The organism is Serratia sp. Nf2 (assembly GCF_003028435.1).
GTDB classification, from domain to species: domain Bacteria; phylum Pseudomonadota; class Gammaproteobacteria; order Enterobacterales; family Enterobacteriaceae; genus Serratia; species Serratia marcescens_L.
Genome location: NZ_PYTW01000003.1, coordinates 88,075 through 113,055, shown reverse-complemented (window position 1 = coordinate 113,055; position 24,981 = coordinate 88,075). Strand labels below are relative to the sequence as shown.

Here is a 24,981-nt window from a genome sequence, read left to right as displayed (position 1 = left end):
GCAGGAGCCGTATTCGCGATGACTTCATTACCCAACAGTATCCGCCTGGCGATGGCGGCGGAAGGCGGCGCGGCCGCCGGCGATGGATTCCTGTGGCTGGAAGAGCTGCAGGGTAAAAAAGCGCTGCAATGGGTGCAGCAGGAAAATCAGCGCACCATGGCGCGTTTCGGCCAGGGCGAAGACTTTCAGCGCATTGAGCGCGAAGTCCTGGATATCCTCAATAAAGACACCCAGATCCCGTGGGTGAGCAAACGCGGCGAGTACTATTACAATTTCTGGCAGGATCAGGCCAACCCGCGCGGCCTGCTACGGCGCACCACGCTGGACGAGTACCGCAAAGCCAAACCGGCCTGGGAAACGGTGCTGGATATCGACGCGTTGGGCAAGGCGGAGGGCAAGGATTGGGTCTATCAGGGCTCGCAGCCGCTGGCGCCGGAATACCGCTATTGCCTGATGCAGCTGTCGCCGGACGGCGGTGACGCCACCGAAATCCGCGAATTCGATCTGGTGGCCAAACGCTTCGTCAAAGACGGCTTCAACGTGCCGGTGGCAAAAAGCCGGATCTCCTGGGTTGATCGGGACACGCTGTTCATCGCCACCGATTTCGGCCCCGGCTCGATGACCCAGTCCGGCTATGCGCGCATCGCCAAACGCTGGCGGCGCGGCACGCCGCTGAGCGCCGCTGAAACGCTGTACGAAGCGCAGCCCGATGACATGGCGGTCTTCGCCTATCACGATCGCACGCCGGGCTTTGAGCGCGATTTCGTCGGCCGTAGCCTGGATTTCTATCGCCGCGACTATTTCCTGCTGATGCAGGACGGCCGGCAGAAAAAAATCGACATCCCGGCCGACGCCGAGCTGGATACGCATCGGGAATGGCTGCTGATCAAACCGAGCAGCGACTGGGACGTGGGCGGCAAGCGTTATCCGTCCGGCGCGCTGCTGGCGGCCAACTTCGATGACTATCTGGCGGGCAAGCGCGAGCTGCAGCTGCTGTTTACCCCGACGGCGGAGCAGGCGCTGAGCGGCTACAGCGGCACCCGCGATCATCTGATCCTCAGCATCATGGATAACGTGGTCAACCGGCTCGAAGTGCTGACGCCGCAGGGTGGCAGCTGGCAACGTCGCCCGTTGGGCAAGCCCGGCGCCATCAGCACCATTTCCGCCGGCGGCATCGACGAAGAGAGCAACGCTTATTTCCTGACTGTCAGCGGGTTCCTGCAGCCGACCTCGCTGTACATGGGCAACCTCGACGACGGTGAGGCGACGTTGCTGAAACAGGCGCCGCAGGATTTTGATGCGTCAGGCTACCAGGTGAGCCAGCATTTTGCGCGCTCCAAGGACGGCACCCGCGTGCCGTATTTCCAGATTGCCGCCAAAGATCTCAAGCTGGACGGCAGCACGCCGACGCTGCTGTATGGCTACGGCGGGTTTGAAGTGCCGCTGCTGCCGGGCTATCTCGGCGGCAAGGCGCCGGCCTGGCTGGAGCGCGGCGGGGTGTATGTGGTGGCCAACATCCGCGGCGGCGGCGAATACGGCCCGGCCTGGCACCAGGCGGCGCTCAAGCAGAATCGCCATCGCGCCTACGAGGATTTCGCCGCCGTGGCCAAAGATCTTATCGCGCGCAAGGTGACCTCGGCACCGCATTTGGGCGCGCGCGGTGGCAGCAACGGCGGCCTGTTGGTGGGCAATATGCTGACGCTGTATCCGCAGCTGTTCGGCTGCATCGTTTGCGAAGTGCCGCTGCTGGACATGCAGCGCTATACCCAGCTTTCCGCTGGCGCGTCGTGGATCGCCGAATACGGTGACCCGAGCAAGCCGGAGGAGTGGGCCTACATCAAGACCTTCTCGCCGTACCACAACATTCAGGCGCAGACGGCCTATCCGCCAGTGCTGTTCTATACCGCGACCAGCGACGATCGGGTCAACCCGGCCCACGCCCGCAAAATGGCCGCGCGCATGCAGGCGATGGGGTATCAGCAGGCCTATTTCTATGAAAATACCGAAGGCGGGCACAGCGCCGCCGCCGACAAGCAACAGGCGGCATTCCACAGCGCGCTGGTAAGCGAATTCATGTGGGCCAACCTGAGCGGCAAATCCAAGCCAGCGTAAGCCTTTTTCTTGCAGGCATAAAAAAACACCGGGGCGTTAACCCCGGTGTTTTTATTTACGCTCAATTTGCCAGCGATCAGCGAGCCGCGGTGGCTTCCTGCGCTTTCTGATTGGCGTCTTCGGTGGTGTCCAGCGTCATGCGGTACAGTTTCGGCGCGGTCAGCATCATCAGGATAGCGATGACGGCGGTGACGATGCCGATCTGCATAAACACATGGCTGTAGATGGCCAGCGAAGCGTGCGCGTCGTTGATGTCGCTTGGGACGGCGGTCAGACCGGCAACCTTACCGGCGATCAGCGCGGCGGCGGCGGTGGTCAGGAACCAGGAACCCATGATGAAGCCCATCAGACGCTGCGGCACCAGCTGCGCCACCATCGCCAGCCCCAGGCCGGAAATCATCAGCTCGCCGATGCTCTGCAGCGCGTAGCTCAGGATCAGCCAGTTGACCGACACGATGCCCTGTTCGTTGGCGAAGCTGGCGCCCCATGGCAGCACCAGGAAGGCGCAGGAACACAGGATCATGCCGAAAGCGAACTTGTGCGGCATCGGCAGGCGATCGCCCATTTTGTTATACAGCGCGGCCAAAATCGGGCTGGCGAGCATGATCCAGAATGGATTCAGCGCCTGATACTGCTCCGGCTCGAAGGCGACGCCAAAGATGCTGTGTTCCACGTTATGGATAGCGAAGAAGTTCAGTGAGGTTGGCATCTGGCTGTACAGCACGAAGAACACCACCGCTTCCAGCATCAGCAGGAAGGCGACGATCATCTTGCGGCGTGCAGCGCCGTGTAGGGCGAAGGTTTCTTTGGCAAACACCAATACGATGCCGGCGGAAACCAGGGCCAGCGCCCAGCGCGCGATCACTTGGTTGTGCAGCAGCCAGCTGGACACGGCGATCAGCGCCACGACGCCGACCAGCACCATCAGCAGTTTCGGCAGATGCAGCGGCTTGAAGTCAGGCTTGGAACCGTTTTCCTTCACCCATTTGCGGCACATCATAAAGTTGACCAGGGTGATCAGCATGCCGACCACGCTCAGGGAGAACGCCACGCTCCAGCCGTATTTCGCCGCCAGCCACGGGGTGGCCAGCATGGAGAAGAAGGAACCGATGTTCACCGACATGTAGTACATGGTGAAGGCGCCGTCGAGACGCGGATCGTCTTTCTCATAGCAGGTGGACAGCAGGGAGGACGGGTTAGCCTTGAACAGGCCGCTACCCACGGCGATGGTCGCCATGCCCATGTAGACCCAGAAGATGTCGTGGCCGGAGTAGGCCACCATGGCGTAACCGGCGGCCAGCACCAGTGCGCCGAGCACGATCACGCGTTTGGCGCCCAGCACTTTATCGCCCAGCCAGCCGCCGATGGCCACGAAGCCATATACCAGCGCGCTGAAGGAAGAGAACAGGGTGATGGAGTCGGCTTCGCTCATGCCGAGCATCTTGACCAGATAAACCGCCATGATGCCCTGCAGGCCGTAATAGCCGAAACGCTCCCACAGTTCGATCGAGAAGATCAGATAGAATGCTTTCGGTTGTTTGAACGCGTTAAGGCTCACGCTCTCCGGGTGTTGGTTGTTTGCTGTTGACACTGGTACCTCTGTTTTTTCGCAGCCCGTCTTTGGAGGACGGGAAAGTACAAAAGTTGATGCGGAACGGCATCCTTTTGCGTTGTTATAGGATGGGGACGGCGGTTAATGTTCACTATCTTTGTCAACGTGGCAAGCAGTTTGTCATATTCGGTTACATTTAACGCCCACAGGATTATGCTGCGATGTTGCAAATGTTATGCAGTATTAACTTTCGGGTTTTAATGGTTTGCCGATTTTTTGTTTTGATTAAAAGCTATACGGATTTTAAACAGGTATATATTCTGCTGAATTGCTATTTTTTAGCGCATCAGTGTATGTACGGTTATTAATCCGTTGGAATGTTGTGTATATGGCGCGTTTTGTAAAATTATAGAAATTTAGGAAAACGGGGCTGGCATTTGTGAACGCCTTGTGATCTCGAAAGCGTGACGTTCACCGCAATTTTCGACTAATTTTTCGCTTGAAAATAACACGGCGCTGCGTTTTTCACTGAAAACCGCGATAACGCCGGGGTTACTGCTGCGCGATATCACATTTCCGATAAAAAAGAGGCGTTGGCGGGGGAAAGGGCGCGTGGGGTACGGTTTGCCGAACCCCACAAACTCAGGATTCCGGATAAACCTTTTCTTTATACTCGCACAGGTCTTCGATAATGCAGGAGCCACAGCGCGGTTTGCGCGCGATGCAGGTGTAGCGCCCGTGCAGGATCAGCCAGTGGTGGCAATCGACCTTGAATTCGGCGGGGACCACCTTCAACAGCTTCTCTTCCACCTGATCGACGTTCTTGCCCGGCGCGAAGTGGGTGCGGTTGCACACCCGAAAGATGTGGGTGTCGACGGCGATGGTCGCCCAGCCGAAGGCGGTGTTGAGCACCACGTTGGCGGTCTTGCGGCCGACGCCCGGCAGCGCTTCCAGCGCGGCACGGTCTTCCGGCACGTCGCCACCGTGCAGCTCCAGCAGCATGCGGCAGGTTTTGATCACGTTTTCGGCCTTGCTGTTGAACAGGCCGATGGTCTTGATGTACTCCTTGACGCCATCAACCCCCAGCGCCAGCATGGCGGCGGGGGTGTTGGCGACCGGATAAAGCTTGGCGGTCGCCTTGTTGACGCTCACGTCGGTGGCCTGTGCAGACAGCAGCACCGCAATCAGCAGCTCAAACGGCGTGGTGTACACCAGCTCGGTGGTCGGGTGCGGGTTGTTGTCGCGCAGCCGGGTCAGAATTTCCAGTCGCTTCTGCTTGTTCATCAGGCCTTCTCAGCACGTCCTTGTTCCAGCAGCGGTTCCACCGCCACGGCGCGGGCTTTGCGCGCCTTCATTTTTTCGTCGATCAGATATTTGACCGCCAGCAGCAGCCCCAGGCCGATAAAGGCGCCCGGCGGCAGCATTGCCAGCAGGAACGGGCTGTCGAAATGCACCACTTCGATACGCAGCGACTTGGCCCAGCCGCCCAGAAGCTGATCGGCGCCGTCGAACAGCGTGCCGTTGCCCAACAGTTCGCGCATCGAGCCCAGCGTCACCATCACGCCGGTAGCGCCGAGGCCGATGGCCATGCCGTCCAGCGCCGAGAGGCCGACCGGCTTCTTGGCGGCCACCGCTTCGGCGCGGCCCACCACGATGCAGTTGGTCACGATCAACGGAATAAAGATGCCGAGCGACTGATACAGGCCGAAGGCATAGGCGTTGATCAGCATCTGCACGATGCTCACTACCGCGGCGATGATCATCACGTAGATAGGAATGCGCACCTCGCTCGGCACCCAGCGCCGCACCGCGGAGATGGAGGCGTTGGTCAGCGTCAGCACCAGGGTGGTGGCCAGCCCCAGGCCGAGTGCGTTGGTGACGGTGGAGGTCACCGCCAGCAGCGGACACATGCCCAACAGCTGCACCAGGGCGGAGTTGTTTTTCCACAGCCCCTGGACGATCAATTCTTTGGCTTCACTCATTCGCTGGCTCCACACGCAGGTAAGCTTTCAAGTTTAGGCGGCAGCGTTTCCATATACAACGCCGTGCGGCGCACCGCATTGACCACCGCCCGCGGGGTGATGGTGGCACCGGTGAACTGGTCGAACATGCCGCCGTCTTTCTTCACCGCCCAGCGCTTATCGTCCGGGCCTTCGATTTTCTTGCCGCTGAAGAAGGAAATCCAATCGGAAATGCGCAGTTCGATTTTGTCCCCCAGCCCCGGGGTTTCGTGGTGTTCAATCACCCGGGTGCCGAGCACCGTGCCGTTGAAATCGGCGCCGACCAGCAGCTTGATGGCGCCGGAGTAGCCGTCCGGCGCGGTGGTTTCCAGCGCGGCGGCGGTCGGTTGCCCGTCTTTGCGCGCCAGGTACAAGCGGTGCGGCGCATCGTCTCCCAGCGCCGGATCGCTGACCAGGAAGCATTCGTTCTGCATGATGTTGTCGTAGTTTTCCGGCGGCACCACCTGATCGAGCAGCGCTTTTTGCTGCAGCGCCGCCTGATGGGCGATGGTGCTTTTCGTCAGGGTATAGACGACGGCAGTCAGACCGGTGGTGACCGCCGCGAATACCGCCAGCGTGGTGCCGTGCTTTCTCATGGAATTCAGCATGGCGGCTCCTTAGCGATGGCCGTACACGCGCGGCTGCGTGTAGTGGTCGATTAACGGGACGGTAATGTTGGCGAGCAGCACGGCGAAGGCCACGCCGTCAGGGTAACCGCCATAGACGCGGATCAGCCACACCAGCACGCCGATCAGCGCGCCGTAGATCAAACGGCCTTTCGGCGTAGTGGACGCGCTGACCGGATCGGTAGCGATAAAAAACGCGCCCAGCATGCTGGCGCCGGAGAACAGGTGGATCAGCGGCGACGCCTGATGCGCCGGAGCGAGCCACCAGGCCAGGCCGGAACAGAAGGCGATGGCGGCCAACATGCTGAAAGGGATCTGCCAATGGATCAGGCGGCGCGCCAGCATAAACAGGCCGCCGGCCAGGAAGCCGAGGTTGACCCACTGCCAGCCGATGCCGGCCAGGGCGCCACCGAACAGCGGCTGCTGCAGCACCTGTTCTACGCTATGGCCGCTGCGCAGGCCGGTTTTGAAACCGTCGAGCGGCGTGGCCTGGCTGATGCCGTCCACGCCCATCTGCAGTTCGTGCAGCGTCGCGCCTTGCGAGGTATGGCCGCTGAAAATGGCCAGCAGCGTGTCGTGGAGAGGCAGCGCGGTGGCGCGCAGCTCATCCGGCGGCAGCCAGCTGGTCATCTGTACCGGGAAGGAGATCAGCAGCACCACGTAACCGACCATCGCCGGGTTGAACGGGTTCTGCCCGAGGCCGCCGTACAGCTGCTTGGCGATGACGATGGCGAAGAAGGTGCCGATGACGATCATCCACCAGGGTGCCAGCGGCGGCAGGCTGATGCCGAGCAGCAGCGCGGTCAGCAGGGCGGAGTTATCCGCCAGCCGGCTGCGCACCGGCAGCTTGCGCAGCTTGAGGACCGCGCCTTCCGCCGCCAGCGCGACGATCGCCGCCAGCGCCACCTGAATCAATACGCCGTAGCCGAAGAACCAAATCTGCGCCGCGATGCCGGGAATGCACGCCAACATGACCCACAGCATGATGCGGCTGGTGCTTTGCTGGTTGTGGGTGAAAGGCGAGCTGGCGATGTGTAAGCCTTTGGCGGCTGTGGGTGATACCGGCCTGAACTTCATAAAGTAACGATACCTTCTGCGCCGCGCCTGCGGCAGTTTCGATGCGCCGTTCTAAAGGCGCGGCAAAAATGATAGCCGAGCATTCTACCTGATTCGATGCGAGGGTAATACGCCTTAATGATAGGGGTATTCGGCTTTCCGCACATCCGGCGATCGGGGCAGCGCGATTTGATTTTTTTTTGGCCGGGAAATGGGCTAACGTGAGGAATTGTCAGTGGAACTTGTGCCGCCATCGACCGCAGGAAATGGGGTAAGCGTCTGAATGAGATATCATTTTTCTCCAGATTTCCGCACAAAATAACAACTTTCACATAATCCGTGTAGGTTACTATCGCGAACATTATTGAGTCAGTGAATCCATAATAATGACAAATGAAGACATTTTTTTTATTGAAGAGCTAATTGAGTGGGTGGAGATACATCTGGAGAAACGGCCAAACCTGGATGAAGTCGCGCGTATTTCGGGCTATTCCAAGTGGCATCTGCAGCGTAAATTCAAGCGTATTACCGGCATTCAACTCGCCACCTATATCCGTTCGCGTATCCTGACGCGCGCCGCGGTGGCGCTGCGCATTACTCGTCGCTCCATCATCGACATTTCCGATGAGCTGGGATTCGACTCTCAGCAGACCTTTACCCGCATGTTCAAGCAGCGCTTCGGCACCACGCCCAATCGCTACCGCTCGATGGAGCACTGGGACGTGAAAAACCTGATGCCGCGCTTTAACTTTGAAGCCAGCTACGGCGCCGGTTATTACCCGGAAGTGAAGCGGCTGACGCTGCCCGAGATGCAGTTGGTCGGCTTCACGCGCCGGCTGGATTTCGCCTCTGAGCAGGAGCTGGAGTACTCTTCCTGCATGGCGATGAAGGACGAGATTTTCAACGACTTCTTCAAGGGGCTGCACGTCGACTGTCGGCGCATTTACAGCATCTACTCTCCCCATGTCGGGGAGGGCGACGAGCTCTCATCCACGCTGGTGATGGCGGTCGATCCTGAACACAAAAAAGATATTCTTTCCAACCATCAGATAGACACCTTCCATCTGCCGAGCCGCGAGTTTATCTCTATCAACCACAAGGGTTCGGCGAAAGAGTGTTTGCAGTTTTTCGGCTACCTGATGTCACATGTGATGCCAGGGCTGAAGGATGAGGTACGCGGCAGTATGGAAATGGAGATCATTCAAACCAAAGAGTGGAATCCGGAATCCAAACTGCGCCAGATTGAAGTGGATTACACCTACCTGATTTCTATCGATTAAACGGCGCCTGGCGACAGCCAGGCGCCGTTGTCATCATTTGTCTTCCGTTTCCGCCGCCAGCGATTCCCTGGCGGCTTTTTTGGCTTTGGCGCGGGCGATAGCCGCCGCCACCGCGGCCTTGCGCGGATCTTCCTCGGCGGTTGCCGGCGCCGTTTCCGCCGCTGCAGGTGCATCCGCCTGCTGCGCCGCTTTTTTGGCTTTGGCGCGGGCGATAGCTGCTGCCACCGCCGCCTTGCGCGGGTCTTCCTCGGCGGTTGCTGGCGCCGTTTCCGCCGGTGCAGGGGCATCCGCCTGCTGCGCCGCTTTTTTGGCTTTGGCGCGGGCGATAGCTGCTGCCACCGCCGCCTTGCGCGGGTCTTCCTCGGCGGTTGCCGGCGCCGTTTTCGCCGGTGCAGGGGCATCCGCCTGCTGCGCCGCTTTCTTGGCTTTGGCGCGGGCGATAGCCGCCGCCACCGCCGCCTTGCGCGGGTCTTCCTCGGCGGTTGCCGGTGCCGACTCCGCCGCTGCAGGGGCATCCGCCTGCTGCTCTGCTTTTTTGGCTTTGACGCGCGCCAGGGCGGCAGCGACCGCCGCCTTACGTGGATCGTTCTCTGCTGTTGCCGGAGCCGTGCTGTCTGCGGCCGGCGCTTCCTTGCGCGCTTTCACGCGGGCCAGCGCCGCGGCCACGGCGGCTTTGCGCGCGTCGTCGCCAGAAGTTGCCGATGATGCCTCTGTTTCCGCCTCGGCCGCCAACTGGGCTCGGCGTTCGCGCGCCTGCGCTTTACGCGCTTCGCGGGCGGCGATCATCTCGCTGTTATCCGGCTGCTGGCCGTTGACCGGCGTGACCGCCGCTTCGGCATTTTTGCTGCGCACGCGCGCCAGCGCGGCCTGAACAGCGCCCTGATCGTCGTCGGTCAGTTTGACGGCGGCCTTTTTATGCCGCTCTTCGCGCGCCAGCTTCTCGCGCTCCAGGCGCGCCAGCTTGGCTTCGTAACGCGCCTTGGCCTCGGCGGTGCGCGCCGCCTCCAGATCGATAGCCTTGATCTCGGCCTTTTCCTGACGGTAGTACTGCACCAGCGGGATGTTGCTGGGGCAAACGAACGCGCAGGCGCCGCATTCGATGCAGTCAAACAGGTTATGGTTGCGCGCCTTGTCGTGCTCTTGTCCGCGGCTGAACCAGTACAGCTGCTGCGGCAGCAGCCCGGCAGGGCAAGCGTCTACGCACAGGCCGCAGCGGATGCAGGACTGCTCCGGTTCCTGCGGCGACATTTCATCGACCGTCGGCGCCAGAATGCAGTTGCTGATCTTGACGATCGGCACATTCAGCGCGGGCAGGGTGAAGCCCATCAGCGGGCCGCCCATGACCACCATCTGCTGCGCCTGCGGGCGGAAACCGGCGAAGTCTAGCAGGTGCTGCACCGGTGTGCCGATGCGCGCCCACAGGTTGCCCGGGCGCTCGATCGCCTCGCCGGTCAGGGTCACCACGCGCTCAATCAGCGGTTCGCCGTCGACGATCGCTCGTTTGATGGCGAAGGCGGTGCCGACGTTTTGCATCAATACGCCGATAGCAGAGGAGTGCTTGCCGTGCGGCACTTCCTTGCCGGTCAGGATCTTGGTCAGCTGCTTGGCGCCGCCGGACGGGTATTTGGTGGGAATAACGCGCAGCCCAATGCCGGACTGGCCGCGCAGCGCCTGTTTCAGCGCCGCGATCGCTTCCGGTTTGTTGTCTTCGATGCCGATCAGCGTGACCTTGGGTTGCAGAATGTGTTGCAGGATCTGCGTGCCTTCAATGATCTGGTCGGCATGTTCCTGCATCAGGCGATCGTCGGCGGTGATGTAAGGCTCGCACTCGGCGGCGTTGAGGATCAGCGTTTCCACGCCGCTCATGCCGCCCTGCAGCTTGCTGGCGGTCGGGAAACCGGCGCCGCCCAGACCGGCGATGCCGGCCTGATGAATACGTTGAACCAGCTCCGCGGCGGGCGTTTGGCGGTAGTCCGCCACCGGATCGCGCTCGCACCCGCGGTCTTCCCCGTCCGCCTCGATAATCACGCACAGTTCCGTCAGCCCGGAAGGGTGAGCGGTGATGTGCGGCGTGATGGCGCTGACGGTGCCTGAGGTCGGGGCGTGTACCGGCACGGTGCGGCCACGGCCGACGGTCAGCGGCTGGCCTTTCAACACCCGATCGCCGGCGTTGACGCACAGCTCGCCTTCCGGCCCCAGATGCTGCTGCAGCGGAATGATAAAGGTCTTGGGCAGGGGAGCGACACGCAGCGGCGCACCGCTGGACTGCGTTTTCATTTCCGGTGGATGGATCCCGCCGTCGAAATCCCAGATCCGGTCTTTTTTAAAGGCGGCGAACAGATTAAGCATGTTGCTCCACGTGGATCACTTGCACCGGGATCGTCTTCATGTCCCACTTCCAGTTGGCGGTGGTGGTGGCGACCGGTCTCATTTCAATACAGTCGGTAGGGCAAGGGGCGACGCACAGATCGCAGCCGGTGCAGAGGTCGGTGATGACGGTGTGCATGGCGCGGGTGGCGCCGACGATGGCGTCCACCGGGCAGGCCTGAATGCACTTGGTGCAGCCGATGCAGTTGGCCTCGTCGATATAGGCCACTTTACGCTCCGGCTCGGCGGCGGCTTCGCTGCCCAGCGGCTGGGGCTCGACGTTGAGCAGCTCCGCCAGCTTCAGCATCACCTGTTCGCCGCCCGGCGCGCATTTGTTGATCATCTCGCCGTTGGCCACCGCCTCGGCGTAGGGGCGGCAACCGGGGTAGCCGCACTGGCCGCACTGGCTCTGCGGCAGGATCGCATCGACCTGCTCGGCAACCGGATCCTCTTCCACCTCAAAACGGCGCGCGGCGTAGCCCAGCACCAGTCCGAACAGCAGTCCGAGCGCGCTTAAAGCCGCGATAGCTATCCACAACGCAGTCATTAGAATTTCACCAGCCCGGTAAAGCCCATAAAGGCCAGCGACATCAGCCCGGCGGTGATCAGCGCGATCGAGGAGCCGCGGAACGGCGCCGGCACGTCGGCGACCGCCAGACGTTCGCGAATGGCGGCGAACAGCACCATGACCAGCGAGAAACCGGCGGCGGCGCTGAAGCCGTAAACGGCGGACTGCAGGAAGTTGTAGCCGAGGTTGACGTTAAGCAACGCCACGCCAAGCACCGCGCAGTTGGTGGTGATCAGCGGCAGGAAGATCCCCAGCAGGCGGTAGAGCGCCGGGCTGGTTTTGCGCACCACCATCTCGGTGAACTGCACGACGACGGCGATCACCAGAATGAAGGAGAGCGTGCGCAGATACACCAGATCCAACGGAACCAGAATAAAGGTGTTGATCACCCAGGCGCTGACGGAGGCCAGCGTCATGACGAAGGTAGTGGCCATTCCCATGCCGATGGCGCTTTCCAGCTTCTTGGAAACGCCGAGGAACGGGCACAGGCCAAGAAACTTCACCAGAACGAAGTTGTTCACCAGTACGGTGCCGACAAACAGGAGCAGGTATTCGGTCATTGCGATGCCTAAAAAAATAAAAGCCGCCTATTATCGGGAATCGGCGGCCGGACGACAACATATGAATCGCAGGGGTATTGCCTTTTTTGGCGAAAATTTACACAAATCACCCGATAAAACGTGCTGCAATCGCTTTTAACGTTCGGTAAAGGTGCCTTTGACCCGCTGCGAGCGCTTGATGTAAGGCACCAGCAGCGCCGCCATCAGCAGCGGCCAGCCAAGGCTGCGCACCGCCACTTCATCCGGCACCGGCGCGAAGGCAAAGGCTTTCACCGCCAGGATCACCGTGATCAACAGCCACAGCAAGAACAGCTTGGGGAAGCGCAGCGACCGCCGGCAAAACAAAAGCACCAGCCACAGGGTAAAGCACCACATCAAGAGCGTGGTCAGCACCGAAAAATACCATTGCAGGGTAAACGCCTGGGCGTTGGTCAGCAGGTAGTCGCGCGACTCGGGCATAAAGATCGCCATGGCGTACAGGAGCAGCATCAAACTGGCGCTGAGCAAGGTGACGATCAGATAGGCCAGCGGGGCCAGCAACCAACCGCCGATACGAGAGTATTCAGCTTGAGACATAAAGGCTTCCTGATTGAAACGGGGATCACAGGCGGCATAGCTTAGCGGGTAATACCGGCTTCGTCATCTCTATCAACCGGATAGCTCGGCATCGCGGCGCGTGGCAGCACGTTTAGTCACTCGACGCCGTATCGAGCCCGCTTCAAGTTAACATCTCATTTACTTCTTGTTCCATCCGGCCGCATGGTGTCAAATCGAAAGGGTCTGTCGTGAGCCTGCAAGAGGAAATCCCATGGCTGAGAAAATTCGTGTCGGGCTGGTCGGTTACGGCTACGCCGGCAAAACCTTTCATGCGCCGCTGATCGCCGGTACGCCGGGGCTGGAGTTGGCCGCCGTCGCCAGCAGCGATGCCGGCAAAGTGCACGCCGACTGGCCGTCGATGGCGGTGGTGGGCGATGCGCAAGCGCTGTTCGCCGATCCGACCCTCGATCTGATCGTGATTCCTACCCCCAACGATACCCATTTCCCACTGGCGCAGCAGGCGCTGGCTGCGGGCAAACACGTGGTGGTGGATAAACCGTTTACCGTGACATTGTCACAAGCGCAGGCGCTGCAACAGCAGGCGCAGCAGAGCGGTTTGCTGCTGTCGGTATTCCACAACCGCCGCTGGGACAGTGACTTCCTTACCCTGAAAGCGCTGCTGAATGAGGGCGCGCTGGGCGAGGTGGTCTATTTCGAGTCGCATTTCGATCGCTACCGGCCGCAGGTGCGCCAGCGCTGGCGCGAACAAGGCGGCGTCGGCAGCGGTATCTGGTTCGATTTGGGGCCGCATTTGCTCGATCAGGCGCTGCAACTCTTCGGCAAGCCCGACCGCCTGTTCGTCGATCTGGGGGAACTGCGGCCGGGGGCGCAAGCGGTGGATTATTTCCACGCGCTGCTGAGCTATGGCGATCGCCGCGTGGTACTGCACGCCAGCATGCTGGTAGCGGCAGAGAGCCCGCGCTACGTGGTGCACGGCACCCGCGGCAGCTATATTAAATACGGCCTGGACCCGCAGGAAGACCGGCTGAAGGCCGGTGAGCGTCTGCCTCAGGCCGACTGGGGTTATGACATGCGCGACGGCGTGGTGACGCTGTCACGTGGCGATCTGCTGGCGGAGCAACCGCTGCTCAATATTCCCGGCAATTACCCGGCTTATTACGCCGCGGTGCGCGACGCCATCGCCGGCTTAGGCGAAAACCCTGTGCCGGCCGCCGACGCCATCGCGGTAATGGCATTGATCGAACTGGGGCTGGAATCGGCCCGGCTGCAGCAGGCGCTGCCGGTGGTCTGATCCCGTTCATTTTTCTGTGCCCGGCGCCACGTCGGGCCTTTTTACGACTTTACGTGCAAGGAAATCCGTTTCATGTCCTGGTTGCAGCGTTTGCGCATTGATAAATTTTTGCTGGTCCTGATTTTGGTGGTGATCGTCGCCTCGCTGTTCCCCTGCGAAGGCATCTGGAAAACCTTCTTTGAGCACCTGACCACCGCCGCCATCGCGCTGCTGTTCTTTATGCACGGCACCAAGCTGTCGCGCGAGGCGATCGTCGCCGGCATGAGCCACTGGAAGCTGCATCTGCTGGTGTTCCTCAGCACCTTTGCGCTGTTCCCGCTGCTCGGCCTGGCGATGAACCTGCTGGTGCCGGGCATCATGACGCCGACGGTCTATCTCGGTTTCCTCTATCTGTGCGCGCTGCCGGCCACGGTGCAATCGGCCATCGCCTTTACCTCGGCGGCGGGCGGCAACGTGGCGGCGGCGATCTGCAGCGCCTCGGCGTCGAGCATTCTTGGCGTGTTCCTGTCGCCGCTGCTGGTGGGCGCGTTGATGCATACCCAGGGCGGCAATACCGACGTGCTGCACGCCATCGGTTCGATCATTCTGCAATTGATGGTGCCATTTGTGGTCGGCCACCTGGCGCGGCCACTGATCGGCAAGTGGATCGACCGCCATCGCAAACTGATCAACCTGACCGACCGTTCGTCGATCTTGCTGGTGGTGTATACCGCGTTCAGCGCGGCGGTGGTGGAAGGCATTTGGCATCGCATCGACGGCTGGTCGCTGCTGACCATCCTGGTGATGTCGCTGGTGCTGCTGACGGTGGTGCTGGTGATCAACACCTACGCGGCGCGCTGGCTGGGCTTCAACACCGCCGATGAGATCACCATCGTTTTCTGCGGCTCGAAAAAGAGTCTGGCGAACGGCATCCCGATGGCCAACGTGCTGTTCCCGGCCGCGGCGGTGGGCGCCATGGTGCTGCCGCTGATGATTTTCCACCAGGTGCAACTGATGGTATGCGCGGTGCTGGCGCAGCGCTATGCGCGTAAAACCGCCAAACAGCGGGCCGAGGCGGAGGCGCTGGTGGCTAAATAGGCCGCTAACCGCAGCTCAGTGCGTCGAGCAGAAAGTCGGCGCGCTCGTCGGGTGAGGCGCGCGGCAGTTCCTGCAGCCGATAGCCCGATCGGCGGTAGACGGCCAGCATCGCTTGGTAGGTCTGCTCGGCTTCGGCGAAAGACTGTTTTCTCTCGCTGTCCTGCGCGTAGATCGCTTGCCAGGGTGGGGCGATGAACACGGTATCGGCATAGCGAAAAGCGTCGATCGCCGCCGCTAAGGGGCCGGGGATCGGCAACCCGCACAGCGTCAGGTAACCGGCGATATCCGGCAAGCCGCGATCGAAGAACCAACATGTTTTCCCCATCGCCTCCCGCCATGAACGCAGTTCCCAATCGAGCATCCGCTCGGCGAAAGCCTGGCGATCGCCCCACGGCAGCGCGTTGCCCCCAATACTCATCTGGTTCTGAATAATCGCCCGGCCCGCCTCCTGCGAATGCGGGTAACCACGGCGATGAAGAACGTCAATGAGCGTGCTTTTGCCCGAACCCGGGCCGCCGGTCAGCACGATGCGGCGTAGTTTGTCAGACATACGGAATTCCTCTCTTGCAGCAGAGCTATGGGTGAAAACAGCGATAAAGACGAGCAGGCGGAAGAAAATGGGGGGATGAGAAGAAGGCGCCGTTTGGCGCCTTGGGGAGACTTAGCCCTGAACTTTGGCGCGCAGTGCCTGTTTTTCCTGTTCGCTGAGGAAAGCCAGCTTCAGGCCGTTTTCCTGCGCGGTACGGATTTCCTCCGGCGTCAGCCCGGCCTGCGGCGCGGCGACGCGATATTCGTGCTCGATCTCGATGCCCTGAACCGCCGGATCGTCGGTGTTGATCGATGCCAGTACGCCGTGGCGCAGGAAGGTGGCCAGCGGATGCTGCGCCAGTGACGGCACGGTGCTGGTCTGGATGTTGGAGGTCAGGCAGGACTCGATGCCGATGCCGTGTTCCGCCAGGAAGTCCATCAGCGCCGGATCTTCGACCGCTTTCACTCCGTGGCCGATACGCTCGGCGCCCAGCTCGCGGATCGCCTGCCAGATGCTTTCCGGGCCGGCGGCTTCGCCCGCGTGCACGGTGATGCGCAGACCGGCATCGCGTGCGCGGTTGAAGTGGTTGAGGAACAGGCTGCCGGGGAAGCCCAGCTCATCGCCCGCCAAATCCAGCGCGGTAATGCCGTCGCGGTGCGCCAGCAACCCTTCCAATTCCTGCAGGCAGGCGGCCTCGCCAAAGGTACGGCTCATGATGCCGATCAGGCGAATGTCGATGTTGCGATCGCGGCAGCCCGAACGGATCCCGTCGATCACCGCTTCCACCACGCCGGCGACCGGCAGCTGATGCTTCATCGCCATGTAGTAAGGGGAAAAACGCAGTTCGGCGTAGTGCAGACCGGCGTTGGCGGCGTCTTCGACGTTTTCGTAAGCCACCCGGCGGCAGGCGTCCAAATCGCCCAGCACCGCTACGCCCCAGTCCAGTTTCTGCAGGAAGCTGACCAGATCCGGTTCGGCGTGGGTGATCTGCACGTGCGGGCGCAGGCTCTCCAAATCATTGGCCGGCAGGGCGAGGTTGAACTGACGACCGAGGTCGAGAATGGTCTGCGCGCGGATATTGCCGTCGAGATGGCGGTGAATGTCGGTAAGCGGTAGGCGGGGATCGATCATGCTGGGCACTCGCTAATTTATCGTAGGTAAAGTGCAGAACAGTATAAAAACAAATGAATGAAACTTGCCATCTCGTTGCACAAAAAGGTGACTTAAATCACAAATAATGCGAGGTGTATCGCATTATTGTCGTGAATCAGGCTTTCAACACGCTGACGCCCGCCTGCTGCAACGGCGCAAGCAGCGCATCGTCGGTGGCGCGTTCAACGATGATGGTATGCGCCAGCGTAATGTCACCGATCGCATACTGCGAGGCGGCGTTAAGCTTGGCGGCTGAAGCCAACACCACGGTTTCCGCCGCGCGGGCCGCCAGCGCCCGCTTGATGTAGGCCTCTTCCAGATCGCCGGTGCTCAGCCCCGCAGTGGGGTGTACCCCGGTCACGCCCATAAAATAGATATCGGCGCGAATATGCGACATCGCTTCCACCGCGGCGGCGCCAACGCTGACGATCGAATGTTTGTACAGCCGGCCGCCGATCAGGATCACCTCCACCGTGGGGTGATCGACCAGGCCCACGGCGACGCTGGGGCTGTGGGTGACGATAGTGGCATTCAGATTGGGCGGCAGCTGCCTGACCAGTTCTGCAGAGGTGGTGCCACCGTCGATGATCGCTACCTGGCCGGGGGCGATCATCGACGCTGCGGCTTTGGCGATCGCGCGTTTGGCGCCGGATTCCAACTGATTGCGCTCGGCGAAGCTGGCAATGGCAGAGGAAACCGACAGGGCGCCGCCATGTACCCGCTGCAGCAACCCCTCGGCGTCCAGTTCGCGCAGATCGCGCCGGACAGTATCTTCCGACAACCCAAACATTTCGCTGAGCTGCTTGGCCAACACCTGGCCGTCCTGGGCCAGTTTTTCCAGGATGATTTTCTTGCGCTGGCTGGTCAACATGGCCATTTTCCTCTCAAATTTGCTTTGCACGAAATATCTTGATCATACACGAAATTGCACGATAGTATCAATTTCCTTCCTAAGGCGGAGTAAACCGATGATAGCCACCAAAGACAGGATTCGCATTGTCGAAACCCGGGTGTTGTCCGATGACTGGTACCTGCTGAAAAAAACCACCTTTGACTTTTTGCGGCGCGACGGCGTTTGGCAGCGACAGAGCCGTGAGACTTACGATCGTGGCGACGGCGCGGTAATTTTGCTGTTCAACCGGCAGGCGCAAACGGTGGTCCTGACGCGCCAGTTCCGCTTTCCGGTGTTCGTCAACGGCCATGACGGCATGTTGATTGAGGCCGCCGCCGGCTTGCTGGACAACGCGTCGCCGGAGGCGCGCATCCGCGCCGAAGCGGAAGAGGAAACCGGCTATTTCGTGCAGAACGTGGAGAAGGTGTTCGAAGCCTATATGAGTCCCGGCTCGGTCACCGAGAAGCTGCACTTTTTCGTCGGTGAATATCAGGCGGGCGACCGCATCAACGAGGGCGGCGGAGTGGCGGCGGAGGGGGAAGATCTGGAGGTGCTCGAGCTGCCGCTGGCGCAAGCCCTGCAGGCGGTTCGCCAGGGCACGATTGTTGACGCCAAGACCATCATGCTGCTGCAGTTTGTCGCCTTGAACCGGATCTTGGAGGAAGAACGATGAAAGCCCAACAAATCCTGATCGCCGGCCCCTATCGCAGCGGCACCGATGGCGATCCGCAGCGTATCGCCGCCAATCTGGCGCGCCTGGAACGGGCGGCGCTGGCGGTTTACCAACGGGGGCACGTGCCGGTGATCGGCGAGTGGCTGGCGCTGCCTTTGGCGGCGGCGGCGGGTTCCACTCAGGTTGGCGATGCGGTGAGCGAGGCGTTTCTCTACCCGGTGGCCCACCGGTTGATTGCGCAGTGTCAGGCAGTGTATCGCATCGAAGGGGCGTCTGCGGGGGCCGATAACGACGTGCGGCTGGCCAACGAATGGGGCCTGACGGTCTATCGCTGCCTGGAGGCGATCCCGCCTGTTCAGGGGTAATCGCGGGGCGGGCAGAGGCTCGCCCCCTCGCGCTATTGGTCGCCCAGCACCAACCGCAATCCGGCGATCAGTTTGTCCATGCCGGCCTCCAGCTTGCTGCGTGGGCAACCGACGTTGAGGCGCAGGAACCCGCGGCCTTCCTCGCCGTAGGTAAAGCCCGGCATGATCGCCACCTTTTCGCGCTCGATCAGCACCTGCTGCAGCGCCCGATCGTCTACGGCCAGCGGCCGCAGATCGATCCAGGCCAGGTAAGTGGCCTGCGGCGGGCGCCAGCCCAGCGCCGGAAACGCTTGTTCCAACCGCTCGGCGACGTAGGTCAGATTATCCTGCAGGTAGTCGCGCAGGGAATCCAACCAGGGTTCGCCGTGGCGATAGGCGGCCACGTGCGCGGCCACCGCCAGCACCGCCGGCGAGGAGAGGCCGTCGCGGGCTTTGAGCTGCTGGAAGTAGGCTTCGCGGCTGGCATCGTCGCTGATGAAGCCGTAGGCACCGGTCAGCGCCGGAATGTTGAAACTCTTGGAGCCGGAGGTCAGCAGGGCCCAGGCGCCGGTCGCCACCTGGCTCCACGGCGTATGGCGGCGTTCCCCCCAGACCATGTCCATGTGGATCTCATCGCTGATGACGCGCACGTCGTGGCGCTCGCACAGTTCGGCCATCTGCTGCAGCTCGTCGCGGCGCCACACTTTGCCGGTGGGGTTATGCGGGCTGCACAGCAGCAGGATCTTGGTTTGCGGCCGCGCCAGCAACGCCTCAAGGTGCGCCATGTCGCAGCGCCAGTCGTCGCCGGCTTTGTGCAGCGGGCAGGCCAACAGCTGGCGTTGGTTGGCGAGGATCACCTTGTAGAAGGCGTCGTAGGCCGGGGTATGGGTCACCACATAGTCGCCCGGTACGGACCATTGGCGGATCAGCTGCGCCGCCATGTAGATAACGGAAGGGCCGTACACCGCCGTTGCGGTGTCGATAGCGGTGTTGAAACGTTGCTGATACCAGTGGCGCAGCGCGCCGAGAAAATCCTCATGCTGCCAGCGGCTGTAGCCCAGCACGCCGTGCTGCAGGCGCCGCTGCAACGCCTCGAGAATGCATGGCGCAGTGGCGAAATCCATATCGGAGATGGTGAACGGCAGCAGATCGGCGCTGCCGAAGCGATCGGCGATATAGTCCCACTGGGTGCACCAGGTGCCGTGGCGGTCGATCGGGGTGGAGAAATCAAACATGGGTGGCTCCCTGCAGCGCCGCGGCAGGTTGCGCCGTGGCTATCAGTGAGTCTAATTCATCCTTCACCGATTGCACCTGCGGGCCGATCACCACCTGCAAATTATGGTCGTTGAGATGCACTACGCCGATGGCGCGATTGGCCTTCAGCACCGCGTCGTCCACCCGGCTCATGTCGTTGACCGACAGGCGCAGGCGGGTGATGCAGTTGTCCAGCGTGATAATGTTGTCCGGGCCGCCGAGCGCCGCCAGAATCGCCGGCACATTGTAGCCGGATTTGCCCACCGCGCCGGCCGGCGCGCTCTGGCTGACGGCGCTGTCGCTTTCGCGGCCCGGCGTTTTGATGTTAAAGCGCTGGATGGCGAAGCGGAAAATGGCGTAATAGCCGACAAACCAGACGGCGGCCACCACCGGCACCAGATACCACTTGGTGGCGGTGCCGTGCAGAATGCCGAACACCACGAAGTCGATGATGTTGCCGTCGGTGTTGCCGATGGTCACGCCCAGCAGCGCCATCACGGTAAAGCCCAACCCGGTGAGCAGCGCGTGGATCAGGTAGAGGAACGGCGCGACGAACAGGAACAGGAACTCGATCGGCTCGGTGGTGCCGCCGACCACGCAGGCCACCACGCCGGAAATCAACAGTCCTTTGATTTTATGGCGGTTCTCCGGTTTGGCGCAGTGGTACATCGCCAGCGCCGCGCCCGGCAGCCCGCCGAGGAACGCCGGCATTTTACCCTGCGACAGGAAGCGAGTGGCGCTTTCGGCGAAGCCGGTGGTGGTCGGGCAGGAGAGCTGCGCCTGGAAGATGGTCAGGGCGCCGCTGACGCTGTGGCCGCACACTTCCATGGTGCCGCCCGCCTCGGTAAAGCGGATCAGCGCCACCAGAATGTGCTGCAGGCCAAACGGCAGCAGCAAGCGTTCGCCGGTGCCGAACAGCATCGGGCCAAAGGCGCCGGCGCTGTTGATCACCCAGCCCAAGCCGGTGATGCCGGCGGCGAACCACGGCCAGATCAGCGGGATCACCAGGCCGCACAGGCCCAGCACCACGGTGGTGACGATCGGTACGAAGCGCGTGCCGCCGAAGAACGCCAGCGCGTCCGGCAGGCGGATGGTGTGGAAGCGTTCATGCAGGCGATAAACGATGATGCCGACGATCACCGCGCCGAGGATGCCGGTATCGATCGACTGAATACCGAGAATGTTCTGGATGTTGTTGGCTTTCAGCACCAGCGGATCGCTGGTGGGCAGCACGCCGGCGGCGGTCAGGTAGAAATTGGTACCCAGATTCAGCACGGCGAAGCCGACGAAGCCGGAGAAGGCGGCAACGCCCTTGTTTTCGCGCGCCATGCCCAGCGGAATGGCGATGGCGAACATCACCGGCAGGAAGCTGAAGGCGAAGGAGCCTACCTTGCTCATCCAGGTAAAAATCAGCTGGAAGATCGGATGGCCGATAAACGGCATCAGGGTGATCACGTCGCGGCTGCTCAGCGAGCTGCCGATCCCCAGCATGATGCCGCAGAAAGAGAGCAAGGCGACGGGCAACATGAACGTTTTGCCCAGGCTCTGGAAGAACTCCCAGAGGGTGATTTTTGGTTTGTTAGCTGCTGACATAACCGACTTCTCCTGGCGAAAAGACGAGCAAAAAGGGGACTTCTGATTAGGTAAAAAGAAGATAAAACGTTTTACCTAGCAAAAATGCGCCGCCAATCACAAATCTGCCGCCCGGTTTTTGGCGACAATGCGGCAGGCAGTAAAACGTTTTACTGAGCTAACGGATTCGGTATACCCTTGATCATTACGGCGCGGGTTGCCCAGGAACGGGTTCGCAGAGACTATGAGCATCAAAAAAATCACCATCACCGATGTGGCGCAGCAGGCTGGCGTGTCGGTCACCACGGTTTCCCTGGTGTTGAGCGGCAAGGGGCGCATTTCGCCGACCACCGTCGAGAAGGTCAATCAGGCGATAGAGCAGCTGGGTTACGTGCGTAATCGCCAGGCGGCGACGCTGCGCGGCGGGGAGTCCGGGGTGATTGGCCTTATTCTGCGCGACATCTGCGAACCCTTCTATGCCGAAATGACCGCCGGGCTGAGCGAAGCGCTGGAGGCGCACGACAAGCTGCTGTTTTTGACGCAGAGCGGGCGCGATGGCCAGGGCTTGCAGCGGGCGTTTGACGCGCTGCTGGCGCAGGGCGTCGACGGCATCGTGCTGGCGGGCGGCATTCGCGCGGCGGTGGGCCTGAAGGAGAAGGCGGCCGAACAGGGCGTACCGCTGGTCTGCGTGGCGCGCTCCAGCGGTCTCGATGGCGTGGACGTGGTACGGCCGGACAACATGCAGGCCGCCAAGCTGGCCACCGAATTTTTGATCAAGCGGGGCCACAGCCAAATCGCCTACCTCGGCGGCCAGAGCGATTCATTGACGCGCGCCGAGCGGCTGGGCGGCTTTTGCGCCACGCTGGTGCAGTACGGCCTGCCGTTTCGCAGCGAATGGATCGTCGAGTGCGATTGCCGGCAGCGCGAGGCGGCGGAAGCGGCGGAGCAACTGCTGCGCCATTACCCGAACATTACCGCCATCGTCTGCCACAAGGCGTCGGTGGCGCTCGGCGCCTATTTTGGCCTAGCGCGCAGCGGCCGCAGCATCGGTTCGGACGGGGTAGACGCCTACTACGGGCGGCAGGTGGCGCTGATCGGCTTCGGCGACGTGCCGGAGGCCGAACTGACCGAGCCACCGCTGACCTTCGTCTCCAGTTCGGCGCGGGAAGTGGGGCGCAGCGCCGCCGCGCGCCTGCTGCAGCGCATCGGTGACGCTGACCTGCCGGCGCAGAACGTCATTCTGCCCCCGACGCTGATCCGGCGCGGCTCCGCCTAACCCTGCTGCTGTTCCTCTTCCGCCTCCCGGCGGATCCAACCGATAAAGGTCTTCATCGCCGGCGTCAGATCCCGCGATTTCAAATGGGTCAGCCAATAGGCGCCGAGCGCGGCCTCGGCGGCGAACGGCCGCTGCAGCGCGCCGGCGGCCAGTTCGCGGCGGAACATGCTGACCGGCGCCAGCGCTACGCCGTCGCACTGGATCGCGCCTTCCACCATCAGCCTCGACGAGTCGAACACCGGGCCGTTGATCCGCCACGGCGTCACCTGCGCCGCGGTGAACCAGCGCTCCCATTCATCCTTGCGGTAGGTGCGCATCAGCTGCTCGTGCTGCAGATCCTGCGGCGTGCGCAGACGCGCGGCGACCGACGGCGGGCAGAGCACCGTCAGCGGCGCGTCGAACAGCTTGATATTGCAGGTGGCGGGCCAGAGCCCCTCGCCGAAGCGGATGGCGAAATCCATGCCGTCGGCCGACAGATTAACCAGGTTGTTGTGGGTCAGCACCCGCAGATCGATAAACGGGTGCGCCGTGCGGAACGCCGCCAGCCGCGGCATCAGCCAGCCGACGGCGAAGGTGCCGACCACCGCCACCGTCAGCACCTCGTGGAAATGCCCGCCTTCGAACTGTTGCAGCACTGCCTCAATGCGGTCGAAGGCGTCGCTCAACACCGGCAGCAGCGCCTGGCCCTCTTCGGTTAGATCCAGCCCGCGCGGCAGGCGGCGGAACAGCTGAATGCCCAGCTGTTCTTCCAGCATGCGCACCTGTTGGCTGACGGCGGCCTGGGTGACGCGCAGCTCCAGACCGGCGCGGGTGAAGTTCAGGTGGCGGGCGGAGGATTCGAACGCCCGCAGGGCGTTGAGGGGAAGTCGATTGCGCATTGTCGATAGCCATTAGTTTTTCTTTATGCTGGCTGAAATTATTATCGCTTGTCAACCCGGCGGCAAAATCCGATATTTGGCGCGGCTGCTGAGAGAGTCGTGGCAGCCGTAAAGGAATGACATCATCAATCAGGGAAAGCGCCGTGTATAACGCCAACAAAAACTTTTGGCCGCGGCCGATGCCCTGCAACCTAAGAGCTTCTATCATGACAAAAATGAACCGCCTGGCGGCCGCGCTGATCGCCGCACTGATCCTGCCGACCGCACAGGCCGCGCAGCAGCAGGATATCGACGCCGTTATTCAGCCGCTGATGAAAAAATACGGCGTGCCGGGCATGGCGATCGCCGTGTCGGTCGACGGCAAACAGCAGATTTACCCGTACGGCGTCGCCTCGAAGCAGACCGGCAAACCGATCACCGAGCAGACGCTGTTCGAAGTGGGCTCGCTGAGCAAAACCTTCACCGCGACGCTGGCGGTCTATGCGCAGCAGCAGGGCAAGCTGTCGTTTAAAGACCCGGCCAGCCGCTACCTGCCCGAGCTGCGCGGCAGCGCCTTCGACGGCGTCAGCCTGCTGAATCTGGCGACGCATACCTCCGGCCTGCCGCTGTTCGTGCCGGACGACGTGACCGACAACGCCCAGCTGATGGCCTACTACCGGGCCTGGCAGCCGAAACACCCGGCGGGCAGCTACCGCGTCTATTCCAACCTCGGCATCGGCATGCTGGGCATGATCGCCGCCAAGAGCCTCGACCAGCCGTTTATCCAGGCGATGGAACAGGGGATGCTGCCGGCGTTGGGCATGAGCCACACCTACGTTCAGGTGCCGGCGGCGCAGATGGCCAACTATGCGCAGGGTTACAGCAAGGACGATAAACCGGTGCGGGTCAATCCCGGCCCGCTGGACGCCGAGTCTTATGGCATCAAGTCCAACGCCCGCGATCTGATTCGCTACCTGGACGCCAACCTGCAGCAGGTGAAGGTGGCGCAGCCGTGGCGCGACGCGCTGGCCGCCACCCATGTCGGCTATTACAAGGCGGGTGCGTTCACGCAGGATCTGATGTGGGAGAACTACCCCTATCCGGTGAAACTGTCGCGTTTGATTGCAGGCAACAATGCCGGGATGATCATGAACGGTACGCCGGCCACCGCCATCACGCCGCCGCAGCCGGAATTGCGCGCCGGTTGGTATAACAAAACCGGCTCCACCGGCGGTTTCTCCACCTATGCGGTATTTATCCCGGCGAAAAATATCGCTGTGGTGATGCTGGCCAATAAGTGGTTCCCGAACGACGATCGCGTCGAGGCGGCTTACCACATCATCCAGGCGCTGGAGAAGCGCTGACGGTCAGGGGCGCCCGGCGAG

General features: G+C 61.8%; 23 protein-coding genes. 8 read left to right on the top strand and 15 right to left on the bottom strand.

Going from position 1 to position 24,981, the window contains the following annotated elements; translation table 11 throughout:
* The first annotated feature begins 18 nt into the window (after positions 1-18).
* The gene (locus C9411_RS08280; RefSeq protein WP_107226858.1) at positions 19-2,112 is read left to right on the top strand and encodes a prolyl oligopeptidase family protein; all 2,094 of its coding nucleotides are present in this window, start codon (positions 19-21) and stop codon (positions 2,110-2,112) included.
* Between the two features lie 76 nt (positions 2,113-2,188).
* Here the strand turns inward: C9411_RS08280 and dtpA are convergent, their stop codons facing one another.
* The 5 genes from dtpA to rsxD all read right to left on the bottom strand — a co-directional run bounded on the left by dtpA (position 2,189) and on the right by rsxD (position 7,367).
* Entirely contained in the window at positions 2,189-3,703 is a 1,515-nt protein-coding gene (gene dtpA, locus C9411_RS08275) for a dipeptide/tripeptide permease DtpA (RefSeq protein WP_063989733.1), read from the bottom strand.
* A gap of 603 nt (positions 3,704-4,306) precedes the next feature.
* The gene (gene nth, locus C9411_RS08270; RefSeq protein WP_063989734.1) at positions 4,307-4,948 is read right to left on the bottom strand and encodes an endonuclease III; all 642 of its coding nucleotides are present in this window, start codon (positions 4,946-4,948) and stop codon (positions 4,307-4,309) included.
* Positions 4,948-5,646: an electron transport complex subunit E gene (locus tag C9411_RS08265; RefSeq protein WP_038873082.1), complete on the bottom strand. Its 699-nt coding sequence runs from the start codon at positions 5,644-5,646 to the stop codon at positions 4,948-4,950. Before C9411_RS08265 ends, nth begins: the two co-directional genes overlap by 1 nt.
* Positions 5,643-6,272 (bottom strand): electron transport complex subunit RsxG, encoded by a 630-nt coding sequence (gene rsxG, locus C9411_RS08260; protein ID WP_107226857.1) that lies wholly within the window; start codon positions 6,270-6,272, stop codon positions 5,643-5,645. Before rsxG ends, C9411_RS08265 begins: the two co-directional genes overlap by 4 nt.
* Positions 6,273-6,281: 9 nt before the next feature.
* The gene (gene rsxD / locus C9411_RS08255) at positions 6,282-7,367 is read right to left on the bottom strand and encodes an electron transport complex subunit RsxD (RefSeq protein WP_107226856.1); all 1,086 of its coding nucleotides are present in this window, start codon (positions 7,365-7,367) and stop codon (positions 6,282-6,284) included.
* A gap of 365 nt (positions 7,368-7,732) precedes the next feature.
* On the opposite strand from rsxD, the gene C9411_RS08250 reads away from it, so the two are divergent.
* A complete protein-coding gene (locus C9411_RS08250) occupies positions 7,733-8,626 on the top strand; it encodes a helix-turn-helix domain-containing protein (RefSeq protein ID WP_107226855.1) in 894 nt (297 codons plus the stop codon).
* Positions 8,627-8,659: 33 nt separating this feature from the next.
* Here C9411_RS08250 and rsxC read toward each other — a convergent pair whose 3' ends face one another.
* The 4 genes from rsxC to C9411_RS08230 form a co-directional block, all read right to left on the bottom strand.
* Entirely contained in the window at positions 8,660-10,975 is a 2,316-nt protein-coding gene (gene rsxC, locus C9411_RS08245; RefSeq protein WP_107226854.1) for an electron transport complex subunit RsxC, read from the bottom strand.
* Positions 10,968-11,540, bottom strand: coding sequence for an electron transport complex subunit RsxB (gene rsxB / locus C9411_RS08240; protein ID WP_004938428.1), 573 nt, complete (start codon positions 11,538-11,540; stop codon positions 10,968-10,970). The genes rsxC and rsxB overlap by 8 nt, the downstream gene beginning before the upstream one ends.
* Positions 11,540-12,121, bottom strand: coding sequence for an electron transport complex subunit RsxA (gene rsxA / locus C9411_RS08235; protein ID WP_004938443.1), 582 nt, complete (start codon positions 12,119-12,121; stop codon positions 11,540-11,542). The genes rsxB and rsxA overlap by 1 nt, the downstream gene beginning before the upstream one ends.
* 135 nt (positions 12,122-12,256) lie before the next feature.
* On the bottom strand, positions 12,257-12,697 hold the full coding sequence (locus C9411_RS08230; protein WP_038873882.1) for a DUF2569 domain-containing protein: 441 nt from the start codon (positions 12,695-12,697) through the stop codon (positions 12,257-12,259).
* 232 nt (positions 12,698-12,929) lie between these two features.
* Between C9411_RS08230 and C9411_RS08225 the strand changes: the two genes are divergently transcribed.
* The gene (locus C9411_RS08225; protein ID WP_107226853.1) at positions 12,930-13,970 is read left to right on the top strand and encodes an oxidoreductase; all 1,041 of its coding nucleotides are present in this window, start codon (positions 12,930-12,932) and stop codon (positions 13,968-13,970) included.
* A 72-nt stretch (positions 13,971-14,042) separates the two neighbouring features.
* Positions 14,043-15,047: a bile acid:sodium symporter family protein gene (locus C9411_RS08220; RefSeq protein WP_107226852.1), complete on the top strand. Its 1,005-nt coding sequence runs from the start codon at positions 14,043-14,045 to the stop codon at positions 15,045-15,047.
* A 4-nt stretch (positions 15,048-15,051) separates the two neighbouring features.
* On the opposite strand, the gene C9411_RS08215 is transcribed toward C9411_RS08220, so the two are convergent.
* The 3 genes from C9411_RS08215 to C9411_RS08205 all read right to left on the bottom strand — a co-directional run bounded on the left by C9411_RS08215 (position 15,052) and on the right by C9411_RS08205 (position 17,599).
* On the bottom strand, positions 15,052-15,597 hold the full coding sequence (locus C9411_RS08215; RefSeq protein WP_107226851.1) for an AAA family ATPase: 546 nt from the start codon (positions 15,595-15,597) through the stop codon (positions 15,052-15,054).
* Between the two features lie 111 nt (positions 15,598-15,708).
* Positions 15,709-16,707, bottom strand: coding sequence for an adenosine deaminase (add, locus tag C9411_RS08210; RefSeq protein ID WP_107226850.1), 999 nt, complete (start codon positions 16,705-16,707; stop codon positions 15,709-15,711).
* 136 nt (positions 16,708-16,843) lie between these two features.
* Entirely contained in the window at positions 16,844-17,599 is a 756-nt protein-coding gene (locus C9411_RS08205; protein WP_107226849.1) for a DeoR/GlpR family DNA-binding transcription regulator, read from the bottom strand.
* Positions 17,600-17,696: 97 nt separating this feature from the next.
* On the opposite strand from C9411_RS08205, the gene C9411_RS08200 reads away from it, so the two are divergent.
* Together C9411_RS08200 and C9411_RS08195 are read left to right on the top strand one after the other, a co-directional pair.
* A complete protein-coding gene (locus C9411_RS08200; RefSeq protein WP_063989744.1) occupies positions 17,697-18,293 on the top strand; it encodes an NUDIX domain-containing protein in 597 nt (198 codons plus the stop codon).
* The gene (locus C9411_RS08195) at positions 18,290-18,658 is read left to right on the top strand and encodes a hypothetical protein (protein ID WP_063989745.1); all 369 of its coding nucleotides are present in this window, start codon (positions 18,290-18,292) and stop codon (positions 18,656-18,658) included. Before C9411_RS08200 ends, C9411_RS08195 begins: the two co-directional genes overlap by 4 nt.
* A gap of 32 nt (positions 18,659-18,690) precedes the next feature.
* Here C9411_RS08195 and C9411_RS08190 read toward each other — a convergent pair whose 3' ends face one another.
* A complete protein-coding gene (locus tag C9411_RS08190; RefSeq protein ID WP_107226848.1) occupies positions 18,691-19,872 on the bottom strand; it encodes a MalY/PatB family protein in 1,182 nt (393 codons plus the stop codon).
* Positions 19,865-21,484, bottom strand: a complete 1,620-nt coding sequence (gene malX / locus C9411_RS08185) for a maltose/glucose-specific PTS transporter subunit IIBC (protein WP_063989747.1) — start codon at positions 21,482-21,484, stop codon at positions 19,865-19,867. The genes C9411_RS08190 and malX overlap by 8 nt, the downstream gene beginning before the upstream one ends.
* A 223-nt stretch (positions 21,485-21,707) precedes the next feature.
* Here malX and C9411_RS08180 point away from each other — a divergent pair, with 223 nt between their 5' ends.
* Positions 21,708-22,739, top strand: coding sequence for a Mal regulon transcriptional regulator MalI (locus C9411_RS08180; RefSeq protein ID WP_107226847.1), 1,032 nt, complete (start codon positions 21,708-21,710; stop codon positions 22,737-22,739).
* Here C9411_RS08180 and C9411_RS08175 read toward each other — a convergent pair.
* Positions 22,736-23,617 (bottom strand): LysR family transcriptional regulator, encoded by an 882-nt coding sequence (locus C9411_RS08175; RefSeq protein WP_063989749.1) that lies wholly within the window; start codon positions 23,615-23,617, stop codon positions 22,736-22,738. The two genes, C9411_RS08180 and C9411_RS08175, sit on opposite strands and share 4 nt — an antisense overlap.
* Positions 23,618-23,823: 206 nt before the next feature.
* Here C9411_RS08175 and blaSRT point away from each other — a divergent pair, with 206 nt between their 5' ends.
* Entirely contained in the window at positions 23,824-24,960 is a 1,137-nt protein-coding gene (blaSRT, locus tag C9411_RS08170) for an SRT/SST family class C beta-lactamase (protein ID WP_107226846.1), read from the top strand.
* Positions 24,961-24,981: the final 21 nt, after the last annotated feature.